Annotated in this window: 15 protein-coding genes; 8 read left to right on the forward strand and 7 right to left on the reverse strand. The window is 42.9% G+C overall.

Annotated elements, in window-relative coordinates:
• The first annotated feature begins 18 nt into the window (after positions 1 to 18).
• The 7 genes from ACFS6H_RS12465 to ACFS6H_RS12495 all read left to right on the forward strand — a co-directional run bounded on the left by ACFS6H_RS12465 (position 19) and on the right by ACFS6H_RS12495 (position 14,139).
• Complete coding sequence (locus ACFS6H_RS12465; protein WP_386099057.1) at positions 19 to 2,235, forward strand: AAA family ATPase; 2,217 nt, start codon at positions 19 to 21, stop codon at positions 2,233 to 2,235.
• A gap of 9 nt (positions 2,236 to 2,244) precedes the next feature.
• Positions 2,245 to 3,312: an acyltransferase family protein gene (locus tag ACFS6H_RS12470; RefSeq protein ID WP_386099060.1), complete on the forward strand. Its 1,068-nt coding sequence runs from the start codon at positions 2,245 to 2,247 to the stop codon at positions 3,310 to 3,312.
• A complete protein-coding gene (locus ACFS6H_RS12475; RefSeq protein WP_386099063.1) occupies positions 3,313 to 4,659 on the forward strand; it encodes an oligosaccharide flippase family protein in 1,347 nt (448 codons plus the stop codon).
• Positions 4,656 to 5,858, forward strand: coding sequence for a glycosyltransferase (locus ACFS6H_RS12480; RefSeq protein WP_386099066.1), 1,203 nt, complete (start codon positions 4,656 to 4,658; stop codon positions 5,856 to 5,858). The genes ACFS6H_RS12475 and ACFS6H_RS12480 overlap by 4 nt, the downstream gene beginning before the upstream one ends.
• Positions 5,859 to 5,956: 98 nt before the next feature.
• Complete coding sequence (locus ACFS6H_RS12485; protein ID WP_386099069.1) at positions 5,957 to 7,408, forward strand: O-antigen ligase family protein; 1,452 nt, start codon at positions 5,957 to 5,959, stop codon at positions 7,406 to 7,408.
• A complete protein-coding gene (locus ACFS6H_RS12490; RefSeq protein WP_386099072.1) occupies positions 7,405 to 8,115 on the forward strand; it encodes a TolC family protein in 711 nt (236 codons plus the stop codon). The genes ACFS6H_RS12485 and ACFS6H_RS12490 overlap by 4 nt, the downstream gene beginning before the upstream one ends.
• A gap of 882 nt (positions 8,116 to 8,997) precedes the next feature.
• Positions 8,998 to 14,139, forward strand: coding sequence for a PKD domain-containing protein (locus ACFS6H_RS12495; protein ID WP_386099075.1), 5,142 nt, complete (start codon positions 8,998 to 9,000; stop codon positions 14,137 to 14,139).
• 79 nt (positions 14,140 to 14,218) lie between these two features.
• Here the strand turns inward: ACFS6H_RS12495 and ACFS6H_RS12500 are convergent, their stop codons facing one another.
• The 4 genes from ACFS6H_RS12500 to ACFS6H_RS12515 all read right to left on the reverse strand — a co-directional run bounded on the left by ACFS6H_RS12500 (position 14,219) and on the right by ACFS6H_RS12515 (position 18,411).
• Positions 14,219 to 15,895 (reverse strand): T9SS type A sorting domain-containing protein, encoded by a 1,677-nt coding sequence (locus tag ACFS6H_RS12500; protein WP_386099078.1) that lies wholly within the window; start codon positions 15,893 to 15,895, stop codon positions 14,219 to 14,221.
• A gap of 256 nt (positions 15,896 to 16,151) precedes the next feature.
• On the reverse strand, positions 16,152 to 16,742 hold the full coding sequence (locus ACFS6H_RS12505) for an HAD family hydrolase (RefSeq protein ID WP_386099081.1): 591 nt from the start codon (positions 16,740 to 16,742) through the stop codon (positions 16,152 to 16,154).
• Positions 16,739 to 17,470, reverse strand: a complete 732-nt coding sequence (locus ACFS6H_RS12510; RefSeq protein ID WP_386099084.1) for an SDR family oxidoreductase — start codon at positions 17,468 to 17,470, stop codon at positions 16,739 to 16,741. The genes ACFS6H_RS12505 and ACFS6H_RS12510 overlap by 4 nt, the downstream gene beginning before the upstream one ends.
• Before the next feature lie 50 nt (positions 17,471 to 17,520).
• Positions 17,521 to 18,411: a decaprenyl-phosphate phosphoribosyltransferase gene (locus ACFS6H_RS12515; RefSeq protein WP_386099087.1), complete on the reverse strand. Its 891-nt coding sequence runs from the start codon at positions 18,409 to 18,411 to the stop codon at positions 17,521 to 17,523.
• A 104-nt stretch (positions 18,412 to 18,515) separates the two neighbouring features.
• Between ACFS6H_RS12515 and ACFS6H_RS12520 the strand changes: the two genes are divergently transcribed.
• Positions 18,516 to 20,168: a hypothetical protein gene (locus tag ACFS6H_RS12520; RefSeq protein ID WP_386099090.1), complete on the forward strand. Its 1,653-nt coding sequence runs from the start codon at positions 18,516 to 18,518 to the stop codon at positions 20,166 to 20,168.
• An 18-nt stretch (positions 20,169 to 20,186) separates the two neighbouring features.
• On the opposite strand, the gene ACFS6H_RS12525 is transcribed toward ACFS6H_RS12520, so the two are convergent.
• The 3 genes from ACFS6H_RS12525 to ACFS6H_RS12535 form a co-directional block, all read right to left on the reverse strand.
• The gene (locus tag ACFS6H_RS12525; protein ID WP_386099093.1) at positions 20,187 to 21,632 is read right to left on the reverse strand and encodes a glycoside hydrolase family 28 protein; all 1,446 of its coding nucleotides are present in this window, start codon (positions 21,630 to 21,632) and stop codon (positions 20,187 to 20,189) included.
• A gap of 202 nt (positions 21,633 to 21,834) precedes the next feature.
• Positions 21,835 to 23,355, reverse strand: coding sequence for a sialate O-acetylesterase (locus tag ACFS6H_RS12530; RefSeq protein ID WP_386099100.1), 1,521 nt, complete (start codon positions 23,353 to 23,355; stop codon positions 21,835 to 21,837).
• 81 nt (positions 23,356 to 23,436) lie between these two features.
• Positions 23,437 to 26,208, reverse strand: coding sequence for a glycosyl hydrolase (locus ACFS6H_RS12535; RefSeq protein ID WP_386099103.1), 2,772 nt, complete (start codon positions 26,206 to 26,208; stop codon positions 23,437 to 23,439).
• Positions 26,209 to 26,342 lie beyond the last annotated feature (134 nt).

Below are 26,342 nucleotides of genomic sequence, written 5' to 3' on the forward strand. Positions count from 1 at the left end.
AAGACTAATCCCGTAATTATGGAACTTTTGTATGTTTTTAGAATTTTAAACCGGAAAAAATGGATCATTGCCGGTGCCGGTTTGTTAGGACTCCTGGTAGCATTCCTGCTGACCATGGGGAATAAAAAATTATATAAATCCCAATCACAGATGTCCACCGGCTTTACGGTGAGTGAACAGATCAAGCTTTCGGAAGACATTTTTAATATGTCACAGATCGATGTGAAGTTCAATAACGTGATCGAGAATATCACTTCCCCAAAAGTGATCAACCTGTTATCGTATAAGCTCATCCTCCGCGACCTTTCGTCGCAGGACCCGTTTACCAAGGTAGACCTGAAGGATGCGAAAGACGGTTCAGAGCTGAAGAGCCTGAATATGGAACAGGCTAAAAAAATAATTGCCAACAAATACGATTCCTTATTGTTACTGGCCTCCAATGTAAAACAGGAGAAAGCCGTGATTGAGCTGATCAAGGCTTATAAGTACGATATGGAATCTATTAAAAAACGTTTATTCGTTACACGTTACCAGCGTACGGACTATGTCAATATTTTCTTTAGTTCGGAAAACCCGGAGTTATCGGCTTTTGTGGTGAATAACCTGATCAAGGAATTCCAGCGTTATTATGATCATACCAAAAGAGAACGTTCAATAGAGTCGATGGTTGCCCTGGATTCAATGGTGAAAAAAAGAAAAGCGGAGTTAGATGATAAGATAGCGGCAAAGAGCAGATTTTTGCAGGACTCAGTAGTATCGACACTTGATCCAAACCTGGTAGGCGCCAATAAGCTGAGCCAGATGAGCATGAACGAAGCAGGCCTGGCCGACCAGTTATCATTGGTAAGCAACCTGACTTATCAACTGGAACAAATAAACCTGCAATTACAGAATTTAAAAACTGATGTAACTACACCTGCTGCCCCGGTGAATGATAACCAGCAATACTTTGCTTTGCGTAAACAGTACAACGACCTGTATGATGAGTATATAAAGAATGGCGCATCAGACCCTGCCGTAAAACAGAGACTGGAGGATCTGCAGACAAAAATGAAGTCTGTTGCCCCAACCGGCACAACTACCGGCACCACCAATAATAACTATGCGGCATCACAGCAATCTATTTTAACCCAGAATAAAATTGATATTGAAGGTAAACTGAGAGCGGCCCAGTCCAAGATCGGGTTTTACCGCTCGAAACTGGGAGAGGCCAATTCCTTTATATCCTCTGCTACACCAAAAGCTACTTCCAAACTGGAGCAGTTTGATAAAGAAATTGAAGTAGCGACATTAGAGTATACCAGTGCCAAAGAAAAACAAACACTGGCCGCTAATATGAGCGACTCCGGCGTAGCTAATTTTATGCAGACCATTTACGGACAGCCTGCGCTGAACCCGGAGCCATCTAAACGTTTGATGGTAATGGCGCTTTGTTTCTTTGGCGGGTTAGTACTGGCATCGGTGTTGTTTATATTCCTGGCCTACCTGGATCAGTCCATCCAGACACCATCGCAGTTCCAGCGCCAGACCGATCTTAAACTGGTGGGTACTATTAATAACATTAACTTAAAGGCGACTAATTTAAAAGAACAGATCACGCAGATAGAATCTGATGAGGCCAACAGGAAAAACTCCTTCAGGGAACTGTTGCGTAAGTTAAGGTATGAGATAGAGAGTACGGGCAAACGCATTATTCTATTAACCAGTACAGAGCCGCAGCAGGGTAAAACCACCCTGACACAGGCCCTGGCATTCAGCCTGAGCCTGAGTAAAAAAAGAGTACTGATCATTGATACTAATTTTTGTAACAATGACCTTACGGCTTATAATGATGCGCAACCTACACTGGAACAATTCTCGGTAACGGATGAAAAACTGGATTTTGCCAGTGTGGAGAAGATCATTACACCCACCGGTGTGGAGAATGTAGATATTATCGGTTGTAAGGGTGGTGATTATACCCCTTCCGAGATATTGCCAAAAAATCACCTGCTGAAATTTTTGCCGCAGTTCCTGAAAAAATATGATTTCATTTTTATGGAAGGCGCTCCTTTAAACGGTTATACCGATACCAAAGAACTGGTACAGTATGCTGATGGTGTGCTGGCTATTTTTGCAGCAACCAGTGAGTTGAAACAGGCTGATAAAGAGTCTATCAAATTTTTTGGTACCATAAAGGATAAGTTCCTGGGTGCGGTACTGAATAAGGTAGATGATGAAAACTTAACCAATTAAGCGGTCAAGGTGAGCAGTACAGCTTTAACAAATAAGCATACAGGCAAAGCAACAGAAGGAACAAGGTTAGGTTGGGTGGATTATGCCAGGGGCTTAGCCATTTTACTGGTTATTTTCCGGCATACCATGGTGGGTTTGCGCAGATCGGGTATAATGGTGTCGGATAACCTGTACTATATACAGGAGTTTTTACTCAATGTAAGGATGCCGGTATTCTTTATTTTATCAGGCGTTTTTTTGGGACGTACTTTACAAAAACGTTCTTTAAGGAGTATTGCTGCTAATAAAACAGCCAACCTGTTATATCCTTATCTTGTATGGTCTGTTATTCTCATTACCTTCCAGATAGTATTAAGCAATTATACTAACTCGCAGCGCAGCTGGACCGATTATAAGTACATACTGTACCAGCCCCGTGAGCTGGATCATATGTGGTACCTGCTGGCCTTGTTTAATACTACTATGTTATTCCTGGTATGTTACAATGCATTAAAACGTCAGCCTTTATTACATTTTATACTGGCAGTGGTATTATATTACTTTCATTACCTGGTATATGATTACAGCCTGGTATCGGATATTATGTATAACTATGTTTTCCTGGTATTTGGTGTGTATATGTATGAGCGGATTGCCCGTATGGAGAACCTGGACCTTAAAAAACTGGGCTTATTATTTATCATCACGGTGCCGGTATTTATAGCCGGGCAGTTATTCTGGTTAAACCATATTAACGATCATTACCAGCCCCTGCGTACCATTTACCTGTTACCCTTCCTGGCTATTATTTTTGTTGCCAGCCTGGTGTATTACCTAGTGAGCCGGATATTGTACGAACTGCAGGTGGCAAAGTTTTTAGCCTGGATAGGAAAGTACTCTCTATATATCTACATTGTTCACGTGTTTGTGATAGCGATGGTGAGGGTAGGTTTTGTAAAGTTTTTGCATATAGAGAACCAGTATGTACTGATCCTGTCCAGCCTGGTACTGGGTATTATCATCCCTGTGCTGTTTCATAAGCTATTGGTAAAGCTGAATATAAAATATCTTTTCTCATTTAATAAATCAGGCAAATAGTTGGCAAAAAAATATTCATATTGGCTGGCAACGGGTAAGTTTTCTTTACTGCAGAAAATAACCAATATTGTATTGGGCCTGCTTACTTTTATGTTGCTGGCCAGGTTGCTGGCCAAGGGCGAGTTTGGTGTGTGGGGTTTATTTATCATTATTTCCTCCATGGTAGAAACCACCCGCTTTGCGCTGATCAGGAACGCCTATATTGTTTTCAAAAAAACCAAGCCGGAGAAAGATATACCGGCTACCGAGTTTGCATCGCTGAGTGTGAATATTACTTTCTCCCTGCTGCTTTGTATCGTATTCTTTTTCCTGGGTGTGTATGTGGAAGGCTGGTTTAAAGATGCGGCCGGGCTTTCCTCTATCCTTACCTTTTATGCAGGCGCTTTGTTATTACTTATTTTTTATTCGCAGTGCGAAATATTCTTTTACAGCCAGACCAATTTTAAAGCGGTTTTCTGGATGTACTTTTTGCGTAACGGAAGTTTTGCCCTGGCCGTTTGCATTTTGTTTTTTGGCTTTCACTATGCCGATATTAAAACCCTGGCTTTATTGTACACTATAAGCATTGTGCCCGGTTGCCTGGTAGCGGCTTATTTTATTTCAAAGTATAAGAAGATCGTGTATAAATGGGATAAGAAAATATTCAGGGAGTATTTCTCCTTTGGTAAATATGTATTAGGCAATAATTTCTTTTCCCTTGTTTTTGTTAACTCCGATGCGTTTATGACGGCAAGGTCCATATCCGCAGGTGTTTCTACTTCTTATAATATTGGTTCGCGTATACTGAACTTTGGTGATATTCCTTCACAGGTATTTGGCGATATTATGTTTCCCCGTGCCGCTGAAATTGTAAAAACCGGTGCAAACGAAGATGTGAAACGGATTTATGAAAAAACGGTAGCCGCTACCTTATGTTTTTTAATTCCCTTTGTGTTCTTTGGCATCCTGCTGGCTGATGTGGCCGTGTATATTCTTGGTGGTCAGGGTTACCTGGGGGCGGCCAATATTGTACGGGTAATGTTATTGTACAGCCTGTTTTTACCCTTTATCAAACAGTTCGGTAATATCATGGATGTAAAGGGCAGGCCGCAGGTAAACTTCTGGTTAATGTTTTGTTTTGCAGGCATCAGCATTACTTCTACTTATTTATGCATTACCTGGCTGGGAGATATAGGTGCCGCAGTGGGGTTGTTGATGGCTTATATATTATTATTTGGCGTTAGTCAGTATATACTTTACCGTTTTATTGGTGTAAGCACCATTGCCGTTTTTAAATACATTTTCACCTTATACCCAGAGTTTTTTAAGTTGTTTAAAAACTTCTATGCTAAAAAATTTGCCCGATGACAAACTGTGATATAATAGTAATGGGACTACAGTCCTGGGATATAGGTATCGGCAGTAATTGTATCAATATTGCAAAGGAATTTGCCGTTGATAACAGGGTGTTGTATGTGAACCGGGCACTGGACAGGGTAAGCAGTATTAAAAATAAAAAAGATCCTAAAACAGCAAGAAGGCTGCAGAGTGTAAGAGGGGAGATAACCGATTTGACCGAAGTAGAAAAAAATATATGGGTACTGGACCCCACCGTAGTGCTGGAATCTATTAACTGGATGCCCGCAGGCCTGTTCGCATTTTTTAATAAAAGAAATAACCGCAAACTGGCCGGGGCCATCAAAGCGGCAGGGGACAGGCTGGGGTTTAAAAATCCTGTGCTGTTCGTTGATAATGACTTTTTCAGGGGGCAGTATTTAAAAGAGTATTTACAGCCTTCTTACTTCATTTACTATATCCGTGATTATTTATTGCAGCAGGCTTATTTTAAAAAACACGGGCCGGCCTGCGAAAAAGATATTATGGGTAAAGCGGACCTGGTAGTAGCTAACTCCTCTTACCTTGCTCAATATGCCCGGCAGTTTAATAAAAACAGCCATGATATAGGACAGGGTTGTGACTTTACTTATTTTAACCCGGATGTTCAATACAAAAAACCGGCCGACCTGGAACCTGTTCCCAACCCGGTGATCGGTTATGTAGGTGCCCTGGTAGGATACCGGCTAAATATACCTTTACTGGAAGGGCTGGCGGCCCGCAGGCCGGAATGGAGTTTTGTATTTATTGGTCCGGAGGACGAAAGCTTCCAGGCCAGTCGTTTACACCAATTGTCCAATGTGCATTTTTTGGGTAAGAAGAAGGAAACAGAGCTGGCAGCTTATGTCAGCTATTTTGATGTTTGTATGAACCCGCAGCTGGTAAACGAAACCACGAAGGGGAACTACCCGCGTAAGGTGGATGAATACCTTGCTTTGGGAAAACCAGTTGTTGCCACTTATACAGAATTTATGTTATCCTTTGCAGATTATGTATTTTTGGGGCATAATGTGGACGATTACGAACGTATTATAGCCGGCATTATACAATCACCCGCTGACCAGGCAACTGTAGAGAAACGTCAGGCATTTGCTTTATCCCATACCTGGAAAAACTCGGTATTAAAAATTTACCATCAATATCATAACGCATTATCCAATGACAGAGGATAAAAAGAAATTTTCGGATAACCAGATCCAGCAGATCATCATATCGGTATTCCTGATACTGGTTATGACCATTATTTATATTAAAATACTGTTTTTCTGATATGCCCGGCACTGTAAATAAATATGGTTTCAAGGGTAACAATCTGTTATTGTACTTTTCTTTACTGGTGGCTGTGCTGGCTACCAGTTATGCTACAGTGGTATTGGGTCCCGAAAAAGGAGTAGTGGTGGTGATGGGTTTAGTGGCCCTGGCCGTGGGTATTATTGCCATCAATAATTTTGTATTCGCATTTTACGTTTCTACCTTATTAAGTTTTTTCATCTTCTTCATAGGCCGCTACCTGGGCGATAGTATGCCGAGTGGTTACTGGATAGACCTGTTGATACTGCTGAGTTTTTCGGGCCTCATATTACACAAGGTCCGGCTTAAGGAACCTTTCTTTTACCAGGCACAACATACCATTACTACTATCTATATCCTGTATACATTGTTCCTGGTACTGGAGGCGTTTAATCCCTGGATGCATTCCATGGCAGGGTGGTTCCTTATTTTCAGGAAGTATATCCAGTTCCTGATGATCTATATCATCGCGATCAATGTATTTAAGGACTACCGGTCAACGATCAACTATTTTAAATTCTGGATCGGGTTATCGCTGATAGCAGGTTTGTATGCCTGTTACCAGCAGTGGTTTGGTTTCCTGCCTTTTGAGGAGGCATGGATCATGAACACACCGGGAAGGAAAGGCCTGTATATACTGGTTACGGGCGTTTCGCGCAGGTTCTCCACTTTCTCTGACCCGGCTGCATTCGGTATTATATCTGCTGCCAGCTTTACGTTTATACTGGTGTTGCTGGTTTCGGCAGAAAAATTCAGGACAAGATTGCTCCTGACCGTGGCAGCTGTGTTTATTATCCTCGGCGTGGCATTCTCCGGTACACGTACTGCCTATTTTATTATTGTTGCCGGGGTGGCTTTATATATTTTAATGACGATCACCAATAAGCGCACCCTTGTATTTGCCAGCCTGTTTGTATTAGGCTTTTTAGTGATCATGTTCGGACCTATTTATGGTAATGCCACCATTAACCGTATCAGGAGTACTTTTGAGTTTTCAGAGGATGCTTCACTGGAAGTAAGGGATGTGAACCGTGCCATGATACAGCCTTATATTTACCGTCACCCGATAGGCGGAGGCCTTGCTACCAGCGGTATCCAGGGGCTTGAATACAATCCCGGGCACTTTCTTGCTGGCTTCCCGCCTGACAGCGGCTTTGTAAAAACGGCTGTTGAAACCGGCTGGGTCGGCTTGTTATTACAATGCCTTATTTACCTGATTGCTCTGCTGGCCGGAGTACGGGCTTTTTATCACACTGAGGATAAGAAAGTAAAGGCGCTGATACTGGCTTCCGTGGTTTGTTGTTTTGCCTTTGTTATCGGGCAATACGGGCAGGTGGCCATTGGCCAGTTCCCCGGTTGTTTTTTATTTTATTCCTGTCTTGCATTAATCGTTAAATCAAAATACCTTCAAGCCGAAAATAAGAACCCATGAAAAAAATAATGCTTTGTGTTTTCATCCTGACCACCTCCCTGGTAAAGGCCCAGTCTATTGTCGATTCTATCAGTGATCCCAGTTTTATCCTGCGGGATACGGTATCTGAAAAACTGGCCGAATTTGCCGTTAACAATTACCAGATCATGATGCAAAAATCGCGGGTAAATGAAATGCAGTATGAAGTGAAAAAAAGTAAAGCAGCCTGGTTAAATAATATAGCCGTAACCGGTAACCTGAATGAGGCAAACTTAAAATCATCTAATACCGGCGGACAAAACGTGTTCTTCCCCCGTTATAACTTTGGTTTAACCTTACCGCTTGGTACTTTCTTTACCAAATCCAACGATACAAAAATTGCGAAAGAAAAATATAACCAGGAAGTGTACAACCTTAAAGGGCAATTGGAATTATTGAAAAAAGCTATTAAAGTAGAATATCAGAATTATTTAAGTAACAAATATTACATCGCCCTGCATGAATCGGTAATACAGGATGAGAAAGTATTGTTATCAGTAGTGGAGACCAAATTTTCCAAGAATGAAGTGAGTTTAGATGCTTATACGCAATCATCCAAGAGATACAATGATGCCCTGATCAAAAAAGTAGAACTGCTTAAAAACCTGAATACCTCCAAGCTGGAACTGGAAGGTTTATTGGGTATGAAACTGGAAGAAGCGCTTGTGCGTATGGTTTCTAATAACTAGCTACTGTTTTACTAAAATATTATAACCCGGATATGCTGCCTGAACGGCGGAATACCGGGTTTTTTTATGCCTGAAGCAGTGTAATACTCCTTGTTTTTTTAGGCACAAAGAACCATAAGCCGGAAAGTTGTAGCCGAAAAGAAGAAGATACAAAACAAAAAAAGTTTTCCGCAAAAATGATTTTCGGGGCAAAAGGCCCAAAACCGGCGTCACCACTGCATTTTACCTGCCCTGTATCAAAATTTTTTCCATCTTTTTATCCACATCTGTTTATAATAAATTCCTTCCGTGGCATGGGTTTTGCTTTATTATAAGGTTTGATTTTAAAGGCCGCTGATAGCTGTTTAATGATTGTGTGCTGGTAACACAAATGACTGTTTGTTAAGGCTTTTTTTACTGTTTTGATTAAGTAACTCTTTGTTTATCAGTAGCTAAATAGAATAATGATCCTATTACCATTGCATTTTGGGCAAACACTTTCCTGTATTACATGCTGGCTGGTTGTATCAATTCCTGTTATGTACACTTTTGTGTACCGGGTTTATGCATTTTACCGGGGTGGTTTTGCGCTTGATATTACTCAATTTTTTATGGAAATGAAAACTTTAACTAACAGGTATGGCAGGCAATTTACGAACACCAACTTGTTAAGTTAACTGCTGTCCTTATTTTCGCAACTGTTCCGCTGTAAATGAGTATTTATTCGTCCTGTTTAAGAATAGCATGAGCAACTTTGCAGAATAAACATGAAAACTTACGTCGGAATTGCACGAAAAACCACCATTTCATTTGCATAATCTTTTTGTAGTTATTTATTTTGAATGAAAATCCAATATTAAGAAACCTATGATGATGTTAATTCACAGAGGGCTCAAATGCGTAATGCTCCTTACGCTTTTATCACTGGCAACCTTTAAGGTCAAGGCACAAACCCTGACCACTATAGATGGTTGGAACGCTTATGTTCACCTGCCGGCTGATTATAATACAACTACAACAACTTACCCGGTTATCATTTTTATTGCAGGCATCGGGGAGATCGGTACCAATGCATCGGCTATGTTAACCTATGGCCCGTCAAAATTTATTGCTGATGGCCATAATATGCAGTTCAATGTAAACGGTGTAACAGAAAAACCAATTGTAATCTCTATTCAGCCTACAGCGGCCTGGCCAAGCGCAGCCGTATTAAACAGGAAAATTGATGCTATCGTTAATGGCTGGCGTGTCAATACCAACCGTGTTTACCTTACCGGTTTATCAATGGGTGGATGGTCATGGGATAACTATGTATCTACCAGTCAGTCCTATGCTAACCGTATTGCGGCTATAGTAGCTATGTCAGCACCTCCTCCTACCACCATGGCCAATATGAGCTGGCTGGCAACTGCCGGTGGAAAATGGTGGGGCTTTGAAGGTACACAGGATTATCGCCAGATGGATGTTGTACGTGATGTAATGAATGCGGCTGTACCAGGATCGGCCAGGTATACCAAATACAGCGGTGGTCATTGCTGCTGGAACACCTGGTATAACCCGGATTGGACGGAGAACGGTGAAAGCATTTATACCTGGTTATTAAAACAGACGAAAGGAACAAGTGAAACCGTGAACCAGCCTCCTGTGGCCAATGCAGGCAATGATATAACAATTACCTTACCCGTAAGCAGCGTTACTTTATCAGGATCGGGTACCGATACCGATGGCAGCATTGTAGCCTATAACTGGGCTAAAACTGCCGGGCCTAACCAACTGACGATCACGAATACCAATGCAGCGCAAACTACCGTAACCAATTTAGCAGAAGGAACCTATACATTTGAATTAACGGTTACCGATAACCGCGGCGCTACAGCCAAAGACAATATGCAGGTAATTGTGAAACCTGCTGTTACATCTCCTCCGCCCACCGCACCTGTTAACGGAACGGCCAACGCGGGTAATGATACCCTGATCTATTTAAACCAGGTGGCCGCTAATACTGCGGTATTGAATGGTGCCGGCTCAGTAGGCGCTACCAGCTATTTATGGACCAAAGTAAGTGGCCCGGGTAACCCGACCATCCTTAATCCTACGGCTGCAGTAACCACGGTTACCAATATCCAGGAAGGTGTATATGAATTTGCTTTAACGATCAATGGTTCACAGAGAGATATTAAACTGGTGGTGGCGAGAGATTTCATGAAAAAGAATATCCGCCCCTGCAGAACAGGTCAGCCGCAGGCCTTTACACTGGCAAAGACCAGCACCACTGAATTATACAGGCCCTATATTACCAGGGATAATATTTTACCTAATCTGATGGGTGGCGATACTTTATATATTCCCGGTGGTACCTATACCAAGGGTGTTGAGATCGGTGATGTATCCGGCGGACCTGGTTGCCCGATTGTAATTGCCCCGAAAGATGAGCCGGTGATTATAAAAAATGATGGCTATTTCAGGGTGGCTGTAAAAGATACTGCCGTGGTTTCTTATGCGAAGTTTGACGGTACTTTATTACGTGCAAAAGGACATCCTTTCGGATGGGTAGTGGATAACAGCGACAGGCTGCCTTCGCAGGTAACCGGCGTAGGTCTGGCCATGAACTGGGTACACAATATGGATATCTCCGGGTATTATACCAATCATACCGCTTTAGGCCTGATGGTTAAACTGAATGCCAAAGAGATCATCCAGGGACAGTATGATAAATTCGTTTTAAAGAATATCCGGATTTTTGACAACTATATCTTCCGCAGCAATGGCGAGGGTATGTATATCGGTCATACCGGTATATCCGGTACGGCCTCCGGTAACTCAAGTGGTTTTGGCCCTCCTCCCAGGATGGACCAGGTAGAGATATTTAACAATATCGTTGATAGCACGGACTGGGACGGTATTCAGTTGTCAAACGCATTAACCGGCTGTAAGATCTATAAAAATATTGTCCGCCGTTATGGCCTTGCTAATCAAAGCAGCCAGCAGGCCGGTATATTATCCGGTGCTAATATTGATGGCGTACAGATATTTGATAACATGACCGTGAATGGTACCGGCACAGGTATCGTTGTGTTTGGTTATAACAGGTCAAATGTTTACCACAATATTGTGGATAGCGTGAAAAGCGGAAAGGGTATAGAACATGGTACTTACCTGAAACGTAATGATGTTGCCCCGGAAACTGTATCACCCCTGATACCGGTGGTAACCAATAATATATTTAAAGATGTGGAAGCATATCCTGCTTATACTTTTTCCGGTCCGGGAACTACAGGCGGTGAAGTATCAGGAAACTACTTTATCAATAACGGGTTTTCAACTGTGGCCAATAATTCCGGTGCCGTTGTATCCAATAATAAAGTGGTTCAAAACTTTCCCATTAAAGTAAATGCGGTAAGCAGGCATAGTACCGGCTACAGCATCAATGTTACGCAGGGTGATGCAACACGTACTTTTAACCGGGTGGATAGTATGGTTAACTGGATATTCTCCAGGTTAAACCCCACCGCGCAGCCCAATATTCCCCCTGTAGCCAATGCCGGGAATGACCAGACCATTACATTACCGGTAAGCACTGTTACCTTAACCGGTACGGCAACTGATGCCGACGGATCTGTGACCAGTGTACAATGGCGTAAAATAACCGGGCCTTCGGCTTTTACCATAGTATCGCCAGGACAATTACAAACAGTGATCAATGGCCTTGTAGCCGGCGTATATAGCTTTGAGCTGACCGCTACGGATAATATTGGTGCCACTGCAAAGGATACGGTGAATGTAACCGTAAACCCTGCTGCCAACCAGGCGCCCGTTGTTTCTGCAGGCAATAATGTAAGTATTACTTTACCCACCAATACTGTTACCTTAAATGGTACTGCCACAGATGCTGACGGTACAGTGGCCAGTGTACAGTGGCGTAAGGTAAGTGGCCCGGCCAGCTTTAATATCGTATCACCTGCACAATTACAAACCGTTATCAACGGACTGGTAGCAGGTACTTATAGTTTTGAATTAACCGCAACAGATAACAATGGTGCTACCGGCAAAGCTACCGTGAGTGTAACCGTAAACCCTGCTGTAAACCAGGCCCCAACCGTACACGCAGGCAACAATGTAAGTATTACATTGCCCACCAATACCGTTACCTTAACCGGTACGGCCAGTGATGCCGACGGTACAATTGCCGGTGTGCAATGGCGTAAGGTAAGTGGTCCGGCCAGTTTTAATATTGTATCACCTGCACAATTACAAACGGTGATCAACGGCCTGGTAGCCGGTGTATATAGTTTTGAATTAACCGCAACAGATAACAGCGGTGCAACAGCATCGGCCACAGTAAACATAACCGTAAATACGGCTGCTAACCAGGCACCCACCGTGCATGCAGGTAACAATGTGAGTATTACATTGCCCACCAATACCGTTACCTTAACAGGTACCGCCAATGATGCGGATGGTACGATTGCCGGAGTACAATGGCGTAAGGTGAGTGGTCCCGCTAATTTCACTATTGCCTCACCAGCGCAATTGCAAACGGTGATCAATGGTCTGACTGCCGGTGTATATACCTTTGAGTTGACAGCTACCGATAATCATGGTGCTACTGCCACTGCTTCTGTAAGTGTAACGGTAAATGCTGCTAACAATCAAACGCCTACAGTTAGTGCAGGAAATAATGTGAGTATTACCCTGCCGGCTAATACTGTTACCTTAACCGGTACGGCTAATGATGCCGACGGCTCTATAGTTAGCGTGCAATGGCGTAAAGTGAGTGGCCCTGCCAGCTTTACTATCGTATCACCCACACAATTGCAAACGGCGATCAACGGTTTAACCGCCGGTGTATATAGTTTTGAACTGACCGTTACTGATAACGATGGTGCTACCGCATCGGCTGTTGTAAGCGTAACCGTGAACCCCGCTGTTAACCAGCCCCCTACAGTACATGCGGGTAATAATATAAGTATTACTTTACCTAATAACTCAGTTACCTTGACCGGTACTGCCAGCGATGCTGACGGCTCAATTACCAGCGTACAATGGTATAAGGTAAGTGGCCCTGCAGGTTTCAATATTGTGTCACCAACCCAGTTACAAACCGTTATTAACGGTTTAACAGCAGGTGTTTACAGTTTTGAATTAACGGTTACCGATAACAGTGGTGCAACAGCCTCGGCAACGGTAAATGTAACGGTGAATCCTGCTGCCAACCAGGCACCTACTGTACATGCAGGTAATAGTGTGAGTATTACTTTACCTGTTAATACGGTTACTTTAAGCGGTACGGCTAACGACGGTGATGGTACTATAACTGGTATACAGTGGCTGAAGATAGGTGGTCCGGGTAATTATAATATTGTATCTCCATCACAGTTGCAGACAGTAGTAAACGGATTAGTAGCCGGCGTATACCGTTTTGAGTTGACTGTTACCGATAACAGCGGTGCAACAGCATCGTCTACTGTAACCGTAACTGTAAATGAGGAAGTTGCCAGCAGGAATCAGTTACCCATTGCCAATGCCGGAAACGACCTGGTGATCATCCTGCCGGAGAATGAAGTAATGTTAAGCGGTTCCGGTTCAGATCCCGATGGCACCATTACAGCGAAAGAGTGGCGCAAGATAAGCGGCCCGTCCACTTTCACTATTGTTGAGCCCGGTGCTTTTGTTACCAATGTAAAGGATTTGGTTTCAGGAACCTATTCTTTTGAACTCACCGTTACAGATGACCAGGGAGCTATTGCCAGGGATACTGTTATGGTAGAGGTAAAAGGGCCTGATGCCACTAAACTTGAATTATATCCTAACCCTGTGATGAACCAGGCAGAAGTAACCCTGGTGCTGACCACTTCCGCGGCGCAAAACAAGGGTTCTATTGTAGTGGTAGACGCGAAAGGTATGGTGGTGTTACAGGAGCAATTCGCAGGACACAATATTGTAACGGTACATAAACTAAACGTATCAAAACTGGTGAAGGGCGTGTACTTTATCACTGTAAGAATGGATAAACTCTCCAAAACAGTTAAACTGCTGAAACAATAATATTATAAAAGAAGTTATAAAAAAGCGGCCCATGAATTTTCATGGGCCGCTTTTTTATGTGTTATTATGTTATGGGGAATTACTGTTTAACGATCTTCCTTGTTTCCAGTAAAACACCATCTTCGTATATGCCTACCACGTAATATCCTGTAGCGTAGCGTTGCATGTTAATGGTATTATTACCTGACTGTAATAATTTGGTTAAAATAGTTTTACCATACATATCTGATACTGATACCGAGATATTGCTAGCCTGTACATTGATATTCAGTTCGCTGGTAACAGGGTTAGGATAAGTGTTCACCTTAACGATATTGCCTTTGTTGAATTTAACAATGCGTACATCAGAATACTTGCTTTTTCCGTCGATATCTACCTGTCTGATGCGGAAGAAATTAGATTTTTTCCTGTCAGGGCTGGTAAAGCGGTACTCATATTTCTTGCTTGTATTGCTATTACCCTGGGCGGCAACTGTACCGATAGCTGTATAATTGCTATTGCTTCCGGCAGCATGCTCAATAACAAAGCTGGCGGTGTTTTCTTCAGCAAGTGTTTCCCATGTCAATACTACATCATTGTTTTTGGCAACGGCATTAAATTCGCCCCAGATCACCGGTAATGGGAAAGCGGCAATTTTCTGGATAGCGAGTGTTGTACCTGTTGTACCGGTTTTTGAATAATTAGTCTGTACGTTAACGTTGTTAATATTCAGGCTTGTAAAAGTACCGGTCATCAGGTTATTATAAGTACCTAAAGGGGCCGGGTTATTGTTTGGTGATATATCAATAACATTAATGATAACATTGGAAAGATTGGGTGTACCGGTGATAGCCAGCTGGTCATATCCTGTACCTGCACCACTGTTGTTCAATATCTCCAGGTCAACGGTTGTAGCCTGGTTATGTAAAGTGCCGGCTGATACGGTTAATACACCGGGAGAAGTGCCGGGTTTGATTTTACCGTTATTGGTAACCGTATTTGTTAAGTTAAATGTTCCGATACCCGATAAAATGCCGGTTGCCGAATTGGTAAAAGGAACGGTCAGGTTATTAAAAGTCTGAGTGGTTTGTTTAAGGAAAGTACCGTTATTCACAAACAGGTTAGTACCACCTTCGTTAAAAAAGCCCCTTCCTGAAGAGAAATTCTCATTAATGGTGCCATTGTTGGTGAAAGTGATGTTGTTATTGAAATAAATACCACCACTTGAGGCGCCTGTACTCCAGTTAATAACCCCATTATTAGTAAGAGAGGCATGTAAATATTTGATGTTGTTGCCGGATAAGTTAGCCACACCACCACTGCTGATGGTAGCAGGGGCGGAAATAGTGCCGCCAATCCAGCTAAGTGTACCGTTAATAACAACATTACCCGGCCCGCTTACAGCATTGGCCGTGAAATTATCTATTTGTAGTGTACCGTTTACAGTGAGGTCATCACCGGTACCGTTGGCCAGTTGTAAAATACCGGCAGCACCGGTAACCTGGATAGAGCCGGTATTGGTAATCGTCAGCTGATCGGCACTTACATTACTATTGACAACAATAACATTTCTTACCTGAACGGTCAGGTCGGCAGTGGTAGGGGCAGTGGCAGTATTGGTCCATCCGCTTACGCCGTCTGCGGACATTTCCCATACAGCCGTACCGGTCCAGTTGCCGTCACTATGGGTACGATAATGGTTTTGAGAAGATACATTGGTGGAAACAAAAGAGGTGAGCAATACTAGTGCAGCAGCATAGGTAAATTTCAGTTTCATAACTAAACTTTTTAAGGTAACTAAAAGATTATTCCAAGTGAGGTAGTTCAATTTTAAACCGGTTGGTTCAAAACTTTAGAAGAAATCAGATTAGTTTAGTCATGATGGGGATTGGAAGATAGGTTGGTGGCATAAAAGTAAAAAGAAAAACTGATTCAACGCCATTTTGGGCACATGTTTTTAATGATTTCCCTGTACGGAAACGGGAAAGAACCCGGGGTAAAATCCGGGTATGGCAGGGGAAAAGATGGTTCAGTTACCGGAAAGGTTTATAAAAAGCCTGGGTGGCCAATGCCAGCATCGGGCGGTCACCGCTGCTGTCGCCATAGACGTAAATGGTTTTGTAACTGGTTAAATTGTATAATTGCTTGATTCTGTTTACTTTTTCTTCACCATAACAGTTATGGCCGTTGATAATGCCGGTTATTTTATTTTCTTCTACAACCAGGTTGGTAGCAATTAAATCCACCCCCATTTTGGTAGCCCAGGGTTTGATCCAGTTTTCGGGGGAGGCGGAAACGATCACGATCTCGGTTCCCTGTTGTCGCAAACGGGCGATCTCTTCCAGTGCTTTCGGGCGGATCAGGCCGGGTAAAACAGTTTGGGTGAACTCGTCTGACAGGCGTGAAAATGCTGCGACCGTAATATTTTTAAAAAAATAGGCCAGCACTTTTTCCTTGGCTCTCTGATTGGTGATGATGCCTGCTTTATACGCCACCAGGTAAGGGCTGTTCAGCAAAAAGCCTTTGTAAAAGTTCAGCTTTCCTTTACAGAACTTGATAAATTCCAGCAAAGTGTCTTTGGTGGTAATGGTCCCGTCAAAATCAAAAAAGGCGATCGACTTCACAGCTTTTTCTTTTTAAAGATAAACTCCGGTACGTTTACGATGATACACATGATCCAGCGCCAGAACCACTTTACATACACGATATTTTTTTTCTTTTTTACCGCTGTATAAATAACATGGGCAACATCTTCCGGTTGTGCGGTCAATAGTTTGGGCAGGTTAAGGTCGGCGGTCATTTTTGTATTCACAAAGCCCGGCAGTACGGTAACAACATGTACGCCGTCATGAAATAATTTATTTCTTAATCCGGATAAATAAGCAGTAAAACCGGCTTTGGCACTGCCATAGATATAATTACTCTGTCGTCCCCGCAAACCCGCGACAGAACTGATGCCGACAATAATACCTTTTTTCTGACCGGCAAAATCGGCGGCAATAATATTGAGGATATTTACAGGGCCCGTATAATTGGTGTGCAGGGTACGGAGCGTTTCCTCCTGGCTGGCTGCTACCTTTTCATTATCATTCATATAACCTACCACACAAATAACAATTTCAGGGCGTTCAGATAAGCTATTATAAAAAGCAGCATGGCTGTCAAAAGCCATGGCGTCAAAAGGATATACCGTACAGGTTACACCATAACGGATCTGTATATCTGACTGAAGCGGCTGTAATGCCTGCAGGTTTCTGCCGGCCAGCTGAATATTGTATTGTTGGGAAGCAAATTTTTTTGCCGTTGCAAATCCCATGTCAGATGTAGCGCCTAATATAAGTACGGAGGGCATGTGGTATCAATAGTTTAAATAATTGTCAATCTTACCGGGTTGTTTATTCCTCAGTCTAATTTAAATAGGGTATAATCTTTCATATAAATAATGGCAAAAAAACTGGCCGCCCAAAGCAGTAATACCACCTGTATAAAACGGTCTTTATACAATATTTTGGTGGGTGAACCGGAGTCGGCTATTACAAAAATGATCTGTAAATAACGCATGATGCCCGCTACAACAAATAAACAGGTATAGTATAAACGGTGTGTCTGGTAACGTACCATTACTTCCTCGCTCATGGTGTACATAAAGTATGCAACAATGATCACCGCACAGATCAGGGCCATCAATGTATTTAAAAAATCAAGGTTATACCCCTTGATGGATTTACGCATATCCTGGCCGGAACTGAGTTTCAGAATAACATCGTCACGGCGTTTGCCAATGGCCATGAACAGGGCCAGGAGGAATACCATGATAATGATCCACTCAGATAACGGTACATGTGCAATTACGGAGCCTGCCTTTACCCGTAACACAAAACCAGCGGCCAGTAAAATGATATCGAGTATAGAAACATTTTTTAACCCGAAGGAATAACCCAGGTTAATAACATAATAAATGGCCAGTACAAACAGGAATTTATCACGGATAAACCAGGCCAGGCCGAAAGCAAAGATGGTAAGGCCTATAGCAATGATAAGGGCTATACTTTTGGATACGGCGCCGCTGGCCAGGGGCCTGAACTTTTTAACGGGGTGTTTACGGTCATCTTCTATATCCCGGTAATCATTCAGTATATAAATGCTGCTGGCAGCAGCTGAAAAAGCAATAAAACCCAATAATACTTCCAACACCTTACCTGTATCGGTTATTTCACCGGCAAAAAAAAGGGGGATAAAAAGAAATATATTCTTCGCCCAGTCTTTCGGACGTAAAAGTTTAATATATGCCACGAGGTTTAATATTGGGTGCCAAAGTACAAACTTATACGCATAATTTATAGCATCGCTTTTAGTATTATGTTTTTTAGTCTATGTTTACATAAAAAATAAGCCACATGACCGTAAGCCAGCTTTTGCAAAACAAGAGGTTCCTGCAGATCACACCAATAGCCCTGATCGTATTATTGGCGATGGTGCCCTTGTTCAGCACATTCCCTTATCGTGTGAATATATTTTTATCCTGGGAAGGCGCTTATCGCATCAGTAACGGGGAACTGCCTTTAAGAGACTTTGGTACACCACTGGGGGGCATGTATTGGGTGATACCCGGAATCTTTTTCAAGATTTTCGGCCCGCAGATGATTACTTTGATCAAAGCGCAGGTCTTTATCAATATTATCTCGGGTCTTGCGTTCCGTTCCATATTAAAAAGCCTGGGTGTAAACAGTGTGGTCGCATTTGTGGCTATCCTTTTATATTGTTTATCTTTTTCCTTTTTTAACTTCTGGCCCTGGTATAATCACACGGTGATCGTGTATGAAATAGTGGCTTTTGCCTTCCTGTTCAAAGGACTGCTGGTGGCAAAAAGTAATAGAAATATAATATTCAACCTGGTATTATCGGCCCTTTTTATGATCTGCTCTTTCCTTACCAAACAGGATGCAGGGGCAATGGCATTTTTACTGGGAGCTGGTTTTGTAACTTATGCTGCCTTACAAAGTAAACGCTGGGTGGATATAGCAGTGTACCTGGGGACATTCCTGTTGTTATTGCTTTTCTTCATTTTTGTATTTGCCAACCAGGGCTTCTCTTACTGGTTCAATCATGGGCAGGCACCGCATTCGGCGCGTATTTCCTCTACCGATCTGCTGAACGAATTCTTTGCGGCTTCACAGTGGATCAAGTTCTATATTTTTGTCATAGCGATATTGGTCTTTGTACGTTTCAGGCAATGGAAAAGCCTGTGGAGCACTAAACAGGAGATGTTGTTCCTGTTATTAACACTGGGTATTTTACTGGAAGCAGCTGTGTTCCAGGTTACCAGTTATACGCCGCCCGATAACAATATCTTCTTTCACAGCTTTGCCATTGTTTATATTTTATATGCCCTTGTTGATATCGCTAAGGATAAAATATCATCCACTAAAGTATTGGTGATCGGTAGCCTGGGTATATTATTATGGTGGAGTGGGGTGTACTGGAAGTATATCAGCCGCATTATCAGCCATGGCAAACCGGCAAAGGAAATGGCTGTTAATGCTTCAGGCGAAAATGTAGTGAACAAGGAAACCTATATGATCGACCTGTCGCCGGTTGATACCAATATGATCCCTGAATCACAATGGCGTTTTTCCAAACTAAAATCTTTCCATAAAATCTACATGCCGCAGCCTACCATTGATGGCATGGAGCGTTTGTTAAATATGGACCTGGTAAAAAATAAAACGGGTGAACTGCGGGTGTTGAATATGTCGGAGTTAACACCCTTGGCTGTTGAAATACCTTATAAACTGGAAAGCGGCAGCCATTATCCTTTGTGGTATCACCTGGGTGTAGGCATGTTTAATAAACAGGCCGAGATGTTTGAGCAAAGGATCGTCCGTAATGAATATGACCTTGTTTTATTTGAATATATCCCATCCCTCAATAACTTTTATCCTTTCAGGGTCCGGGATACCCTGTTAAACCATTATAACAGGGTAGATGCTTTCCCTGCACCACGCAGGGGTGAAACGGCAGGCGCAATTGAAGTGTACATCAAAAAATAAATAGCAGGTTCCCGGTATTTATTTATAGGATACCTGCTGCAGGTCGATCCCTTTTATATTGTCCACTTTAAAGGGTTTACCATCTTTAGGGCGGATGATCACATTTTCAAAGGTCCAGTTCTCAGAAAAAGAAATGATGCCCGATTCGTTAACGGTCAGGTCAATATTTTTAAAATGAATATTGTGCACATAGGATGCGGGTAAACCGGTACTGCTGAAAGCCAGTAAGGCGCCCCTGGAATGTATATTGGATATATACATATTACGGAAAACAGGGCGGCCCTGCTCCGGTGTTACTACTGTTAACAGTTTATTCCAGTGTGCGGGAGCGCTGGTACTGTCGTAACCGGCCGGTAGTTTGGAATAACTATAAGAGGGGTTCCAGTTCATATTAAACTTGATCGCATTCTTTACACTATCCATGGTGATATTCCTGATATGGATATCCTCTACCGTACCGCCACGGGTTACGGCTGATTTAACATGGAAGGCATTGCCTGTACCAATAGCTACCAGGTCGGTGGCTAATACATGACGTATACCACCACTGGTTTCGCTGCCCAGTGTTACCAGTCCGCCGCCACGCCTGGCCAGGCTGTTCCTGATCACAACATACTCCGTGGGACGGTTCACCCTTAAACCATCTGCATCGCGGCCGGCTTTCAGGCAAAAATTATCATCATTACAGTCAATATCACAATTCTGTATCAGTACCCAGCTGGAAGAGTCTACATCAATGCCATCGGTGCTGGGTCCATGGCCGTCCTCGTTGTTACGGATGATGATACCATCTACCGTTATCCTGGTAGAATACAATAATTGCACGGTCCAGAAGCCGGCATTTTTTATGGTAATATCTTTTATATTAATGTCAGCAGCATCCTGGGTTAAAATCGTACGTACTCTTTTGGCATCATAGTCCACTACCCAACGCAGGCCTTTGGGTTCGTATTCATTGCGACGCATACTCCAGTATTTGTCCCAGCAAAACTTACCTCTTGCATTAATAACACCTTTGCCTGTTATAGCTACATTCTTAACCCCGATCATATTGATCAGTGCCGCAGGCCATTTCATTTCAATACCGGCTATACGGGTATCGATCTCCGGGTAATCATCAAAACTTTGCGATCCCAATATCAATACACCCAGGTCAATACGCAGGTTAACATTGTTTTTCAAAAAAACAGATCCTGTAACATAAGTACCCGGCCGGAAGGCAACAATGCCTCCGCCATTTTTTGCAGCAGCATCAATAGCGGCTTGTATGGCTTTTGTATTAACTGTTACCGTATCATCCACCGCACCATAATCGTTTACATAAAATAGTTTTTTGGAGGAAGGGAATTTCCTTGCTCCCACTTTCTTTGCCCATTTAGGCTCCTGTGCCCAACTATTTGAGGAAGTAAGTAAAAAGTTAAAAGTAAAAATTAATAACAGTGAAGATGTCTTTAATATATGCATGGCGATATTATTAGTTAATAGTTCATAGTTAATGGTTCATAGGTTTACAATCAACCGGAAATAATATTTGCAGGTTTAAAAACTTGCTTATCGCCTTTTGCCCGTTGCTTATCATGTTTATCTTCCTCATTCCGATTTTCCTAAATCTTAAATCTTACCTCCTAAATCCTAAATCATAATTCATCATTCTCTAATTCATAAATCATTCCTTCCCCTGCGTTGCCACCGGCCAGTTATCGGTTCTGAATGGTGTTGCAGGTAATTCCGCTTTATTATACAATTCGGCTACGGGAACTTTGCTCCAGTTAAACCGTACAGCCAGTGGTTTTGAAATGGCATTATTCCACACAATAACGGTATTGCCTTTTATCATGGCCTGTGCCGGGATGAACTGCTGGTCATCGCCTGCAATGAGGAACTGCTGTAATGGCGCTTTGGGGTGCGTATACAGGCCTTTTGCATCGTTGAAACGGATGATTATTTTATCACCTTTCACTTTCATCGACCGGTAAACAGGGCCGGATGTTACCACGGATTTTTTACCATACTCATTTTTTAAAGCCCAAAGCGATAATCGTTTCCCGATCACTTCTTTATTACGCGGATGAATGTCCAGTGAATCGCCATGGTCGGTACTTACTACCATACCAGTGTAGGGTGTGGTTTGCCAGCTGTACAATTGCGCCTCTCTTATTTCCGGTCCCTGGCTTCTATGCGGGGCAATTTGTACAAAATAAAACGGGAGTTTGTTGTTATGCCAATCCTCACGCCAGCCTTTTATCATGGCAGGAAATAAACGACGGTATTGCCAGGCCCGGTCGGCATTTGATTCGCCCTGGTACCATATTACGCCCTGTAAAGTATAAGGAATAAGCGGGGCGATCATGCCATTGTATAACTTGCCCGGCGATTTATTGTGGTTAGGCCCTACGGGTTCTTTCGGTGCGCCTTTTTTATTGCTGCTGGTATCGGCTTTCCATTTTTCATAACTGGTTTTATATTTAGCATAGGCGGCAGGGTATTTTTCTACATCCTGTTGATAACGTTCCAGTATTTTTTGAAAGCCGGTATCGCTTTCTAAAATATCTTTTCTTGTCCAGGACTCAGCCGGTGTGCCGCCCCAGGTACTATTGATAATGCCTATGGGATAACCAGTAGCAGCCTGTATTTCTTTGGCAAAAAAATAAGCCACGGCCGAAAAATCCTTCACCGTTTCCGGGGTACAAACCTGCCATTCGCCTTTAAAGTCTTCCTGTGGCATATCACTCACCCGGTTAGGCACATCAATCATACGGATATTGGGATAGTTTGCTTTGGGTATTTCCGTTTCAGCATTATGTGCACCGGTACGCCAGCCTTCGCCTTTACCCATCGGAAACTCCATATTGGACTGGCCCGATGCCAGCCATACTTCACCTAATAATACATTGTTGACGGTTATTTTATCAACACTTTTAAATTCGATGGTATAGGGTCCGCCGGCCTTGGTTGTTTGTAGTGTTGCCTGCCATTTTCCTTTGTCATCGGCTTTTGTGGTTATGGCCTTGTTATTCCAGGAGGGAGTAATGGTGATCATTTCACCCGGCGCAGCCCAACCCCATACCGCCACTTGTTTGTTTTGCTGCAATACCATGTTATCACTGATCAGTGCCGGTAACTTTAGTTGTGCCGCAACAATAATGCTTATAAATAAACCGGATAAAGCGAATAAAAATTTTAACATGGCATTGTTTTAAAAAGATGGTACAATCCAGCTACTGACAATTCATTCATAATTCATCATTCCTAATTCATCATTCAGCAATCAGGGAGCTTGTTTCAAAGGCGTAATAGTCACCGGCCCCGCCAAACCCGAAGGCATTACTCTCCAGCCGGAAGCATCAAAATTTTTGTAATGAATATTTACAAAGTTTATTTCATGGTAATTACGCCAGCTGATATTATTGCGATCCATATAACGGATACGGTTAGCCATCAGGTTCGCCACTTCAATACGAATGGTATTTTTTCCTTTCTTCACATACCGGCCAATATTAGCCTGGTAAGGCACACTCCATAAAATGCCCACTTCCTTATCATTGATCCATACCCTGGCCGATTCATTCACTTCGCCCAACTGCAATAAATATTCTTCAGCTTTTTTATTGATCGTAAAAGAAGCACTGTATACACCGGCTCCTGAAAAATTATCCGCAGTGGTATCGCCCAGGCTGGTCCAGTTACTTAACTTGTTTAATGTACGGGAGGCAGGTAGTGCAGGCCCACCTTTTGCGAATGATAATTCCCATTTATTATTAAGTACAACCGGTTTGCCGGCCGCCTTGTAAAAGGCCCATGGTGAGCCGGTTACAGGCGTGTTACTGAATTTAATGATCATGGCTTCGCCGGGTTGCAATTGCAGGCGTATAGCAGGTTTGTTGTTTACCTGGCTGGTGATAACAGTGCCCGATTGTCCGGTTAAAGGATTTAATAATTGTGCGGTTGTTGCGCTGGTATTAAATGAAAAAGCAGTATCAATGGTATTACGGGTATGATTTACCACATAGTAGTAAGTTATATCTCCATCCATTCTTTTCACATACTGTAACCCGGCTTTGGCCATATCTTCACCGGTAAGCTGTATATGCCGTAATCCTTTTTGCAGGGTGTTGGCAATAACAATTTTGCCTTTTCCTCTTGTAATTACGTTTAAGCCTTTACTGACTACTTCAATGGTCAGGTTCTCTTTTATATCATTCAGTTCCTTACGTCTTTCTTCCAATCGGTATAACCCAGGTACATCGGCCGGTAATTGCTGCATAATAATGGTAGCGCCATTGTCTGCCAGTTGTAACAGGCTTTTAAAAGTTGCCAGCGGCATTAATTCACTTTCCGATATAATAATGGTTTTATAAGTGCTGCCATTGTTGTCAATTTGAACCTGGTTGTTTGCCATCTTTGCTTCCTGTAGCATCTTGTCCGATACAAAATCGTAAGCATAACCGTTCTTTTGCAGCCATACAGCATCATCATAAAAATCGGTAGGGTATAACCACTTGTTTAAGTTATGTGCCCTGAAAGGCATATCGAGTCCTTTGCTGTCATGCCATTGGTCGTACACGGGCCAGTATAACAACAGGTCATTAGCAGGCTTGCCGGCCTGTAGTACCGACTGGCAGCGGGTAATATATTCGTTTAAACCTTTTAAGTGCGGCCATAAACTGTTTTCGGGTACTACATTTAAGGAGGCGTAAAACAACCAGCCCGGCCATGGGGCACCGGGTGGGGAATAAGTAGTGCCATGGTAAAACATATGATTGACACCGGCTAAGAGCAACTGCTCAATCTCCGGTTTGCATTGTGCCCAGTTGTTTTTAAAATGTTCACCCAGCCAGGTGAAGGTTTCGCTGGATACCAGGTTATTCCCTTTTATATGTGCGGCCGATGAGGCATATTTAAACATATAAAAATCGGGGTCCGCATGTTTGGTATCGGCTGTATCACGTTTTAAGCCCGGTATATCAAATGGGGTAGAGCCGAATGTTTCTGTCTCCGGTATATCTACCGCCGCATACATATCCAGTAAATTGCCCGGTGAGCCATGTGCCTGGTTCAGGGATAAAGATTTGTTCCGGTGTGCCCATGCTGTAAAAGGGTGTGAGAAATTATCCAGCATCAGGTCGGCAATGGTTTCACGGTAATCCGATTTTATACGGGCTACCAGTTCACTGCTGTCAGTACCGGTTAAATATTTTATGTAAGGCTTTAAACTATAGCCACGTCTTTTTTCAAACTCGGTAAAAAGGTGGGGTGTCCAGTTGGCGCCAAATACTTCATAACTGTCATTATAAAAGGCATGCACTTTGGCCTTGGTGTTACCTAATGCCTGGTCAAATTTTTGTAAATAGTGATTGATAGCATTGCTGGAAAAATGATCCAGCGTATAACCCACGCCACCCGGTGCGGCACGTTTTACCTGTTGTCTTGTTTTGGCATTAAAAGCAACATATACTTTCCACTCCCCGGAGGCGGGTTTCCAGTTCAGGGTGCCATCGGGTTGTAAATAGGAACTTATATCTAACACTTCATTTTTACTGCCATAAGCCGTAACAGCGCTTACGCCAACGCCTTCCGGGCTTTTTTGTTTGCTGTCATCTATTTCAATCTTTGTGGTAAAGGGTTGTGTGGCGTTAATGGTGTATTGCTGTATCACTAATTTGGTAGCCGCATCGGTTAAACTTACCTGTGGTCCGCCAATGGGCCAGCCGCTGCCTACCGATATGTTTACGCCCATGTTTAACCTATTGGCTTTATCAATAGTGGTGTTTAACATACGTACCCATTGCGGCGATAAATATTCAATATACTGTTGCTCGTATCCTTTAGCGCCATAAATGGGCACTACTTCCACACCACCTAAACCAGCCTCCTGGTAAGTGGTAAGCATACTATTGATACCTGCTTCATTCACTGCACTGCCCATCCACCACCAGCGGGTCCATGGTTTAGCCGTTTTATTTACAACGGGCCACGGGGCTTGTGCAGCCAGTTGTCCCGATATAATAAACAACGCTACCCCTGCTATAATTTTATTCACTCGCACAATTATATTTTTCTTTTTTATGTTACCGGCTGCACCGCCTTACTCATCGTCCCTTGCGTCGCACACTGCAACTGTAGTAATGCTATTCAACAGACCGGTTCGTGTCTCACGAACCGAGACCTTTCATT

The sequence above is a fragment of the Terrimonas rubra genome, assembly GCF_042686025.1.
GTDB lineage: Bacteria > Bacteroidota > Bacteroidia > Chitinophagales > Chitinophagaceae > Terrimonas > Terrimonas rubra.

What these genes read in the sequence shown, in the direction of transcription:
- ACFS6H_RS12465 (WP_386099057.1), top strand. Translation starts at nt 19, where the DNA reads ATGGAACTTTTGTATGTTTTTAGAATTTTAAACCGGAAAAAATGGATC.
- ACFS6H_RS12480 (WP_386099066.1), top strand. Translation starts at nt 4,656, where the DNA reads ATGACAAACTGTGATATAATAGTAATGGGACTACAGTCCTGGGATATA.
- ACFS6H_RS12485 (WP_386099069.1), top strand. Translation starts at nt 5,957, where the DNA reads ATGCCCGGCACTGTAAATAAATATGGTTTCAAGGGTAACAATCTGTTA.
- ACFS6H_RS12490 (WP_386099072.1), top strand. Translation starts at nt 7,405, where the DNA reads ATGAAAAAAATAATGCTTTGTGTTTTCATCCTGACCACCTCCCTGGTA.
- ACFS6H_RS12495 (WP_386099075.1), top strand. Translation starts at nt 8,998, where the DNA reads ATGCTCCTTACGCTTTTATCACTGGCAACCTTTAAGGTCAAGGCACAA.
- ACFS6H_RS12500 (WP_386099078.1), bottom strand. Translation starts at nt 15,895, where the DNA reads ATGAAACTGAAATTTACCTATGCTGCTGCACTAGTATTGCTCACCTCT.
- ACFS6H_RS12510 (WP_386099084.1), bottom strand. Translation starts at nt 17,470, where the DNA reads ATGCCCTCCGTACTTATATTAGGCGCTACATCTGACATGGGATTTGCA.
- ACFS6H_RS12520 (WP_386099090.1), top strand. Translation starts at nt 18,516, where the DNA reads ATGACCGTAAGCCAGCTTTTGCAAAACAAGAGGTTCCTGCAGATCACA.
- ACFS6H_RS12525 (WP_386099093.1), bottom strand. Translation starts at nt 21,632, where the DNA reads ATGCATATATTAAAGACATCTTCACTGTTATTAATTTTTACTTTTAAC.
- ACFS6H_RS12530 (WP_386099100.1), bottom strand. Translation starts at nt 23,355, where the DNA reads ATGTTAAAATTTTTATTCGCTTTATCCGGTTTATTTATAAGCATTATT.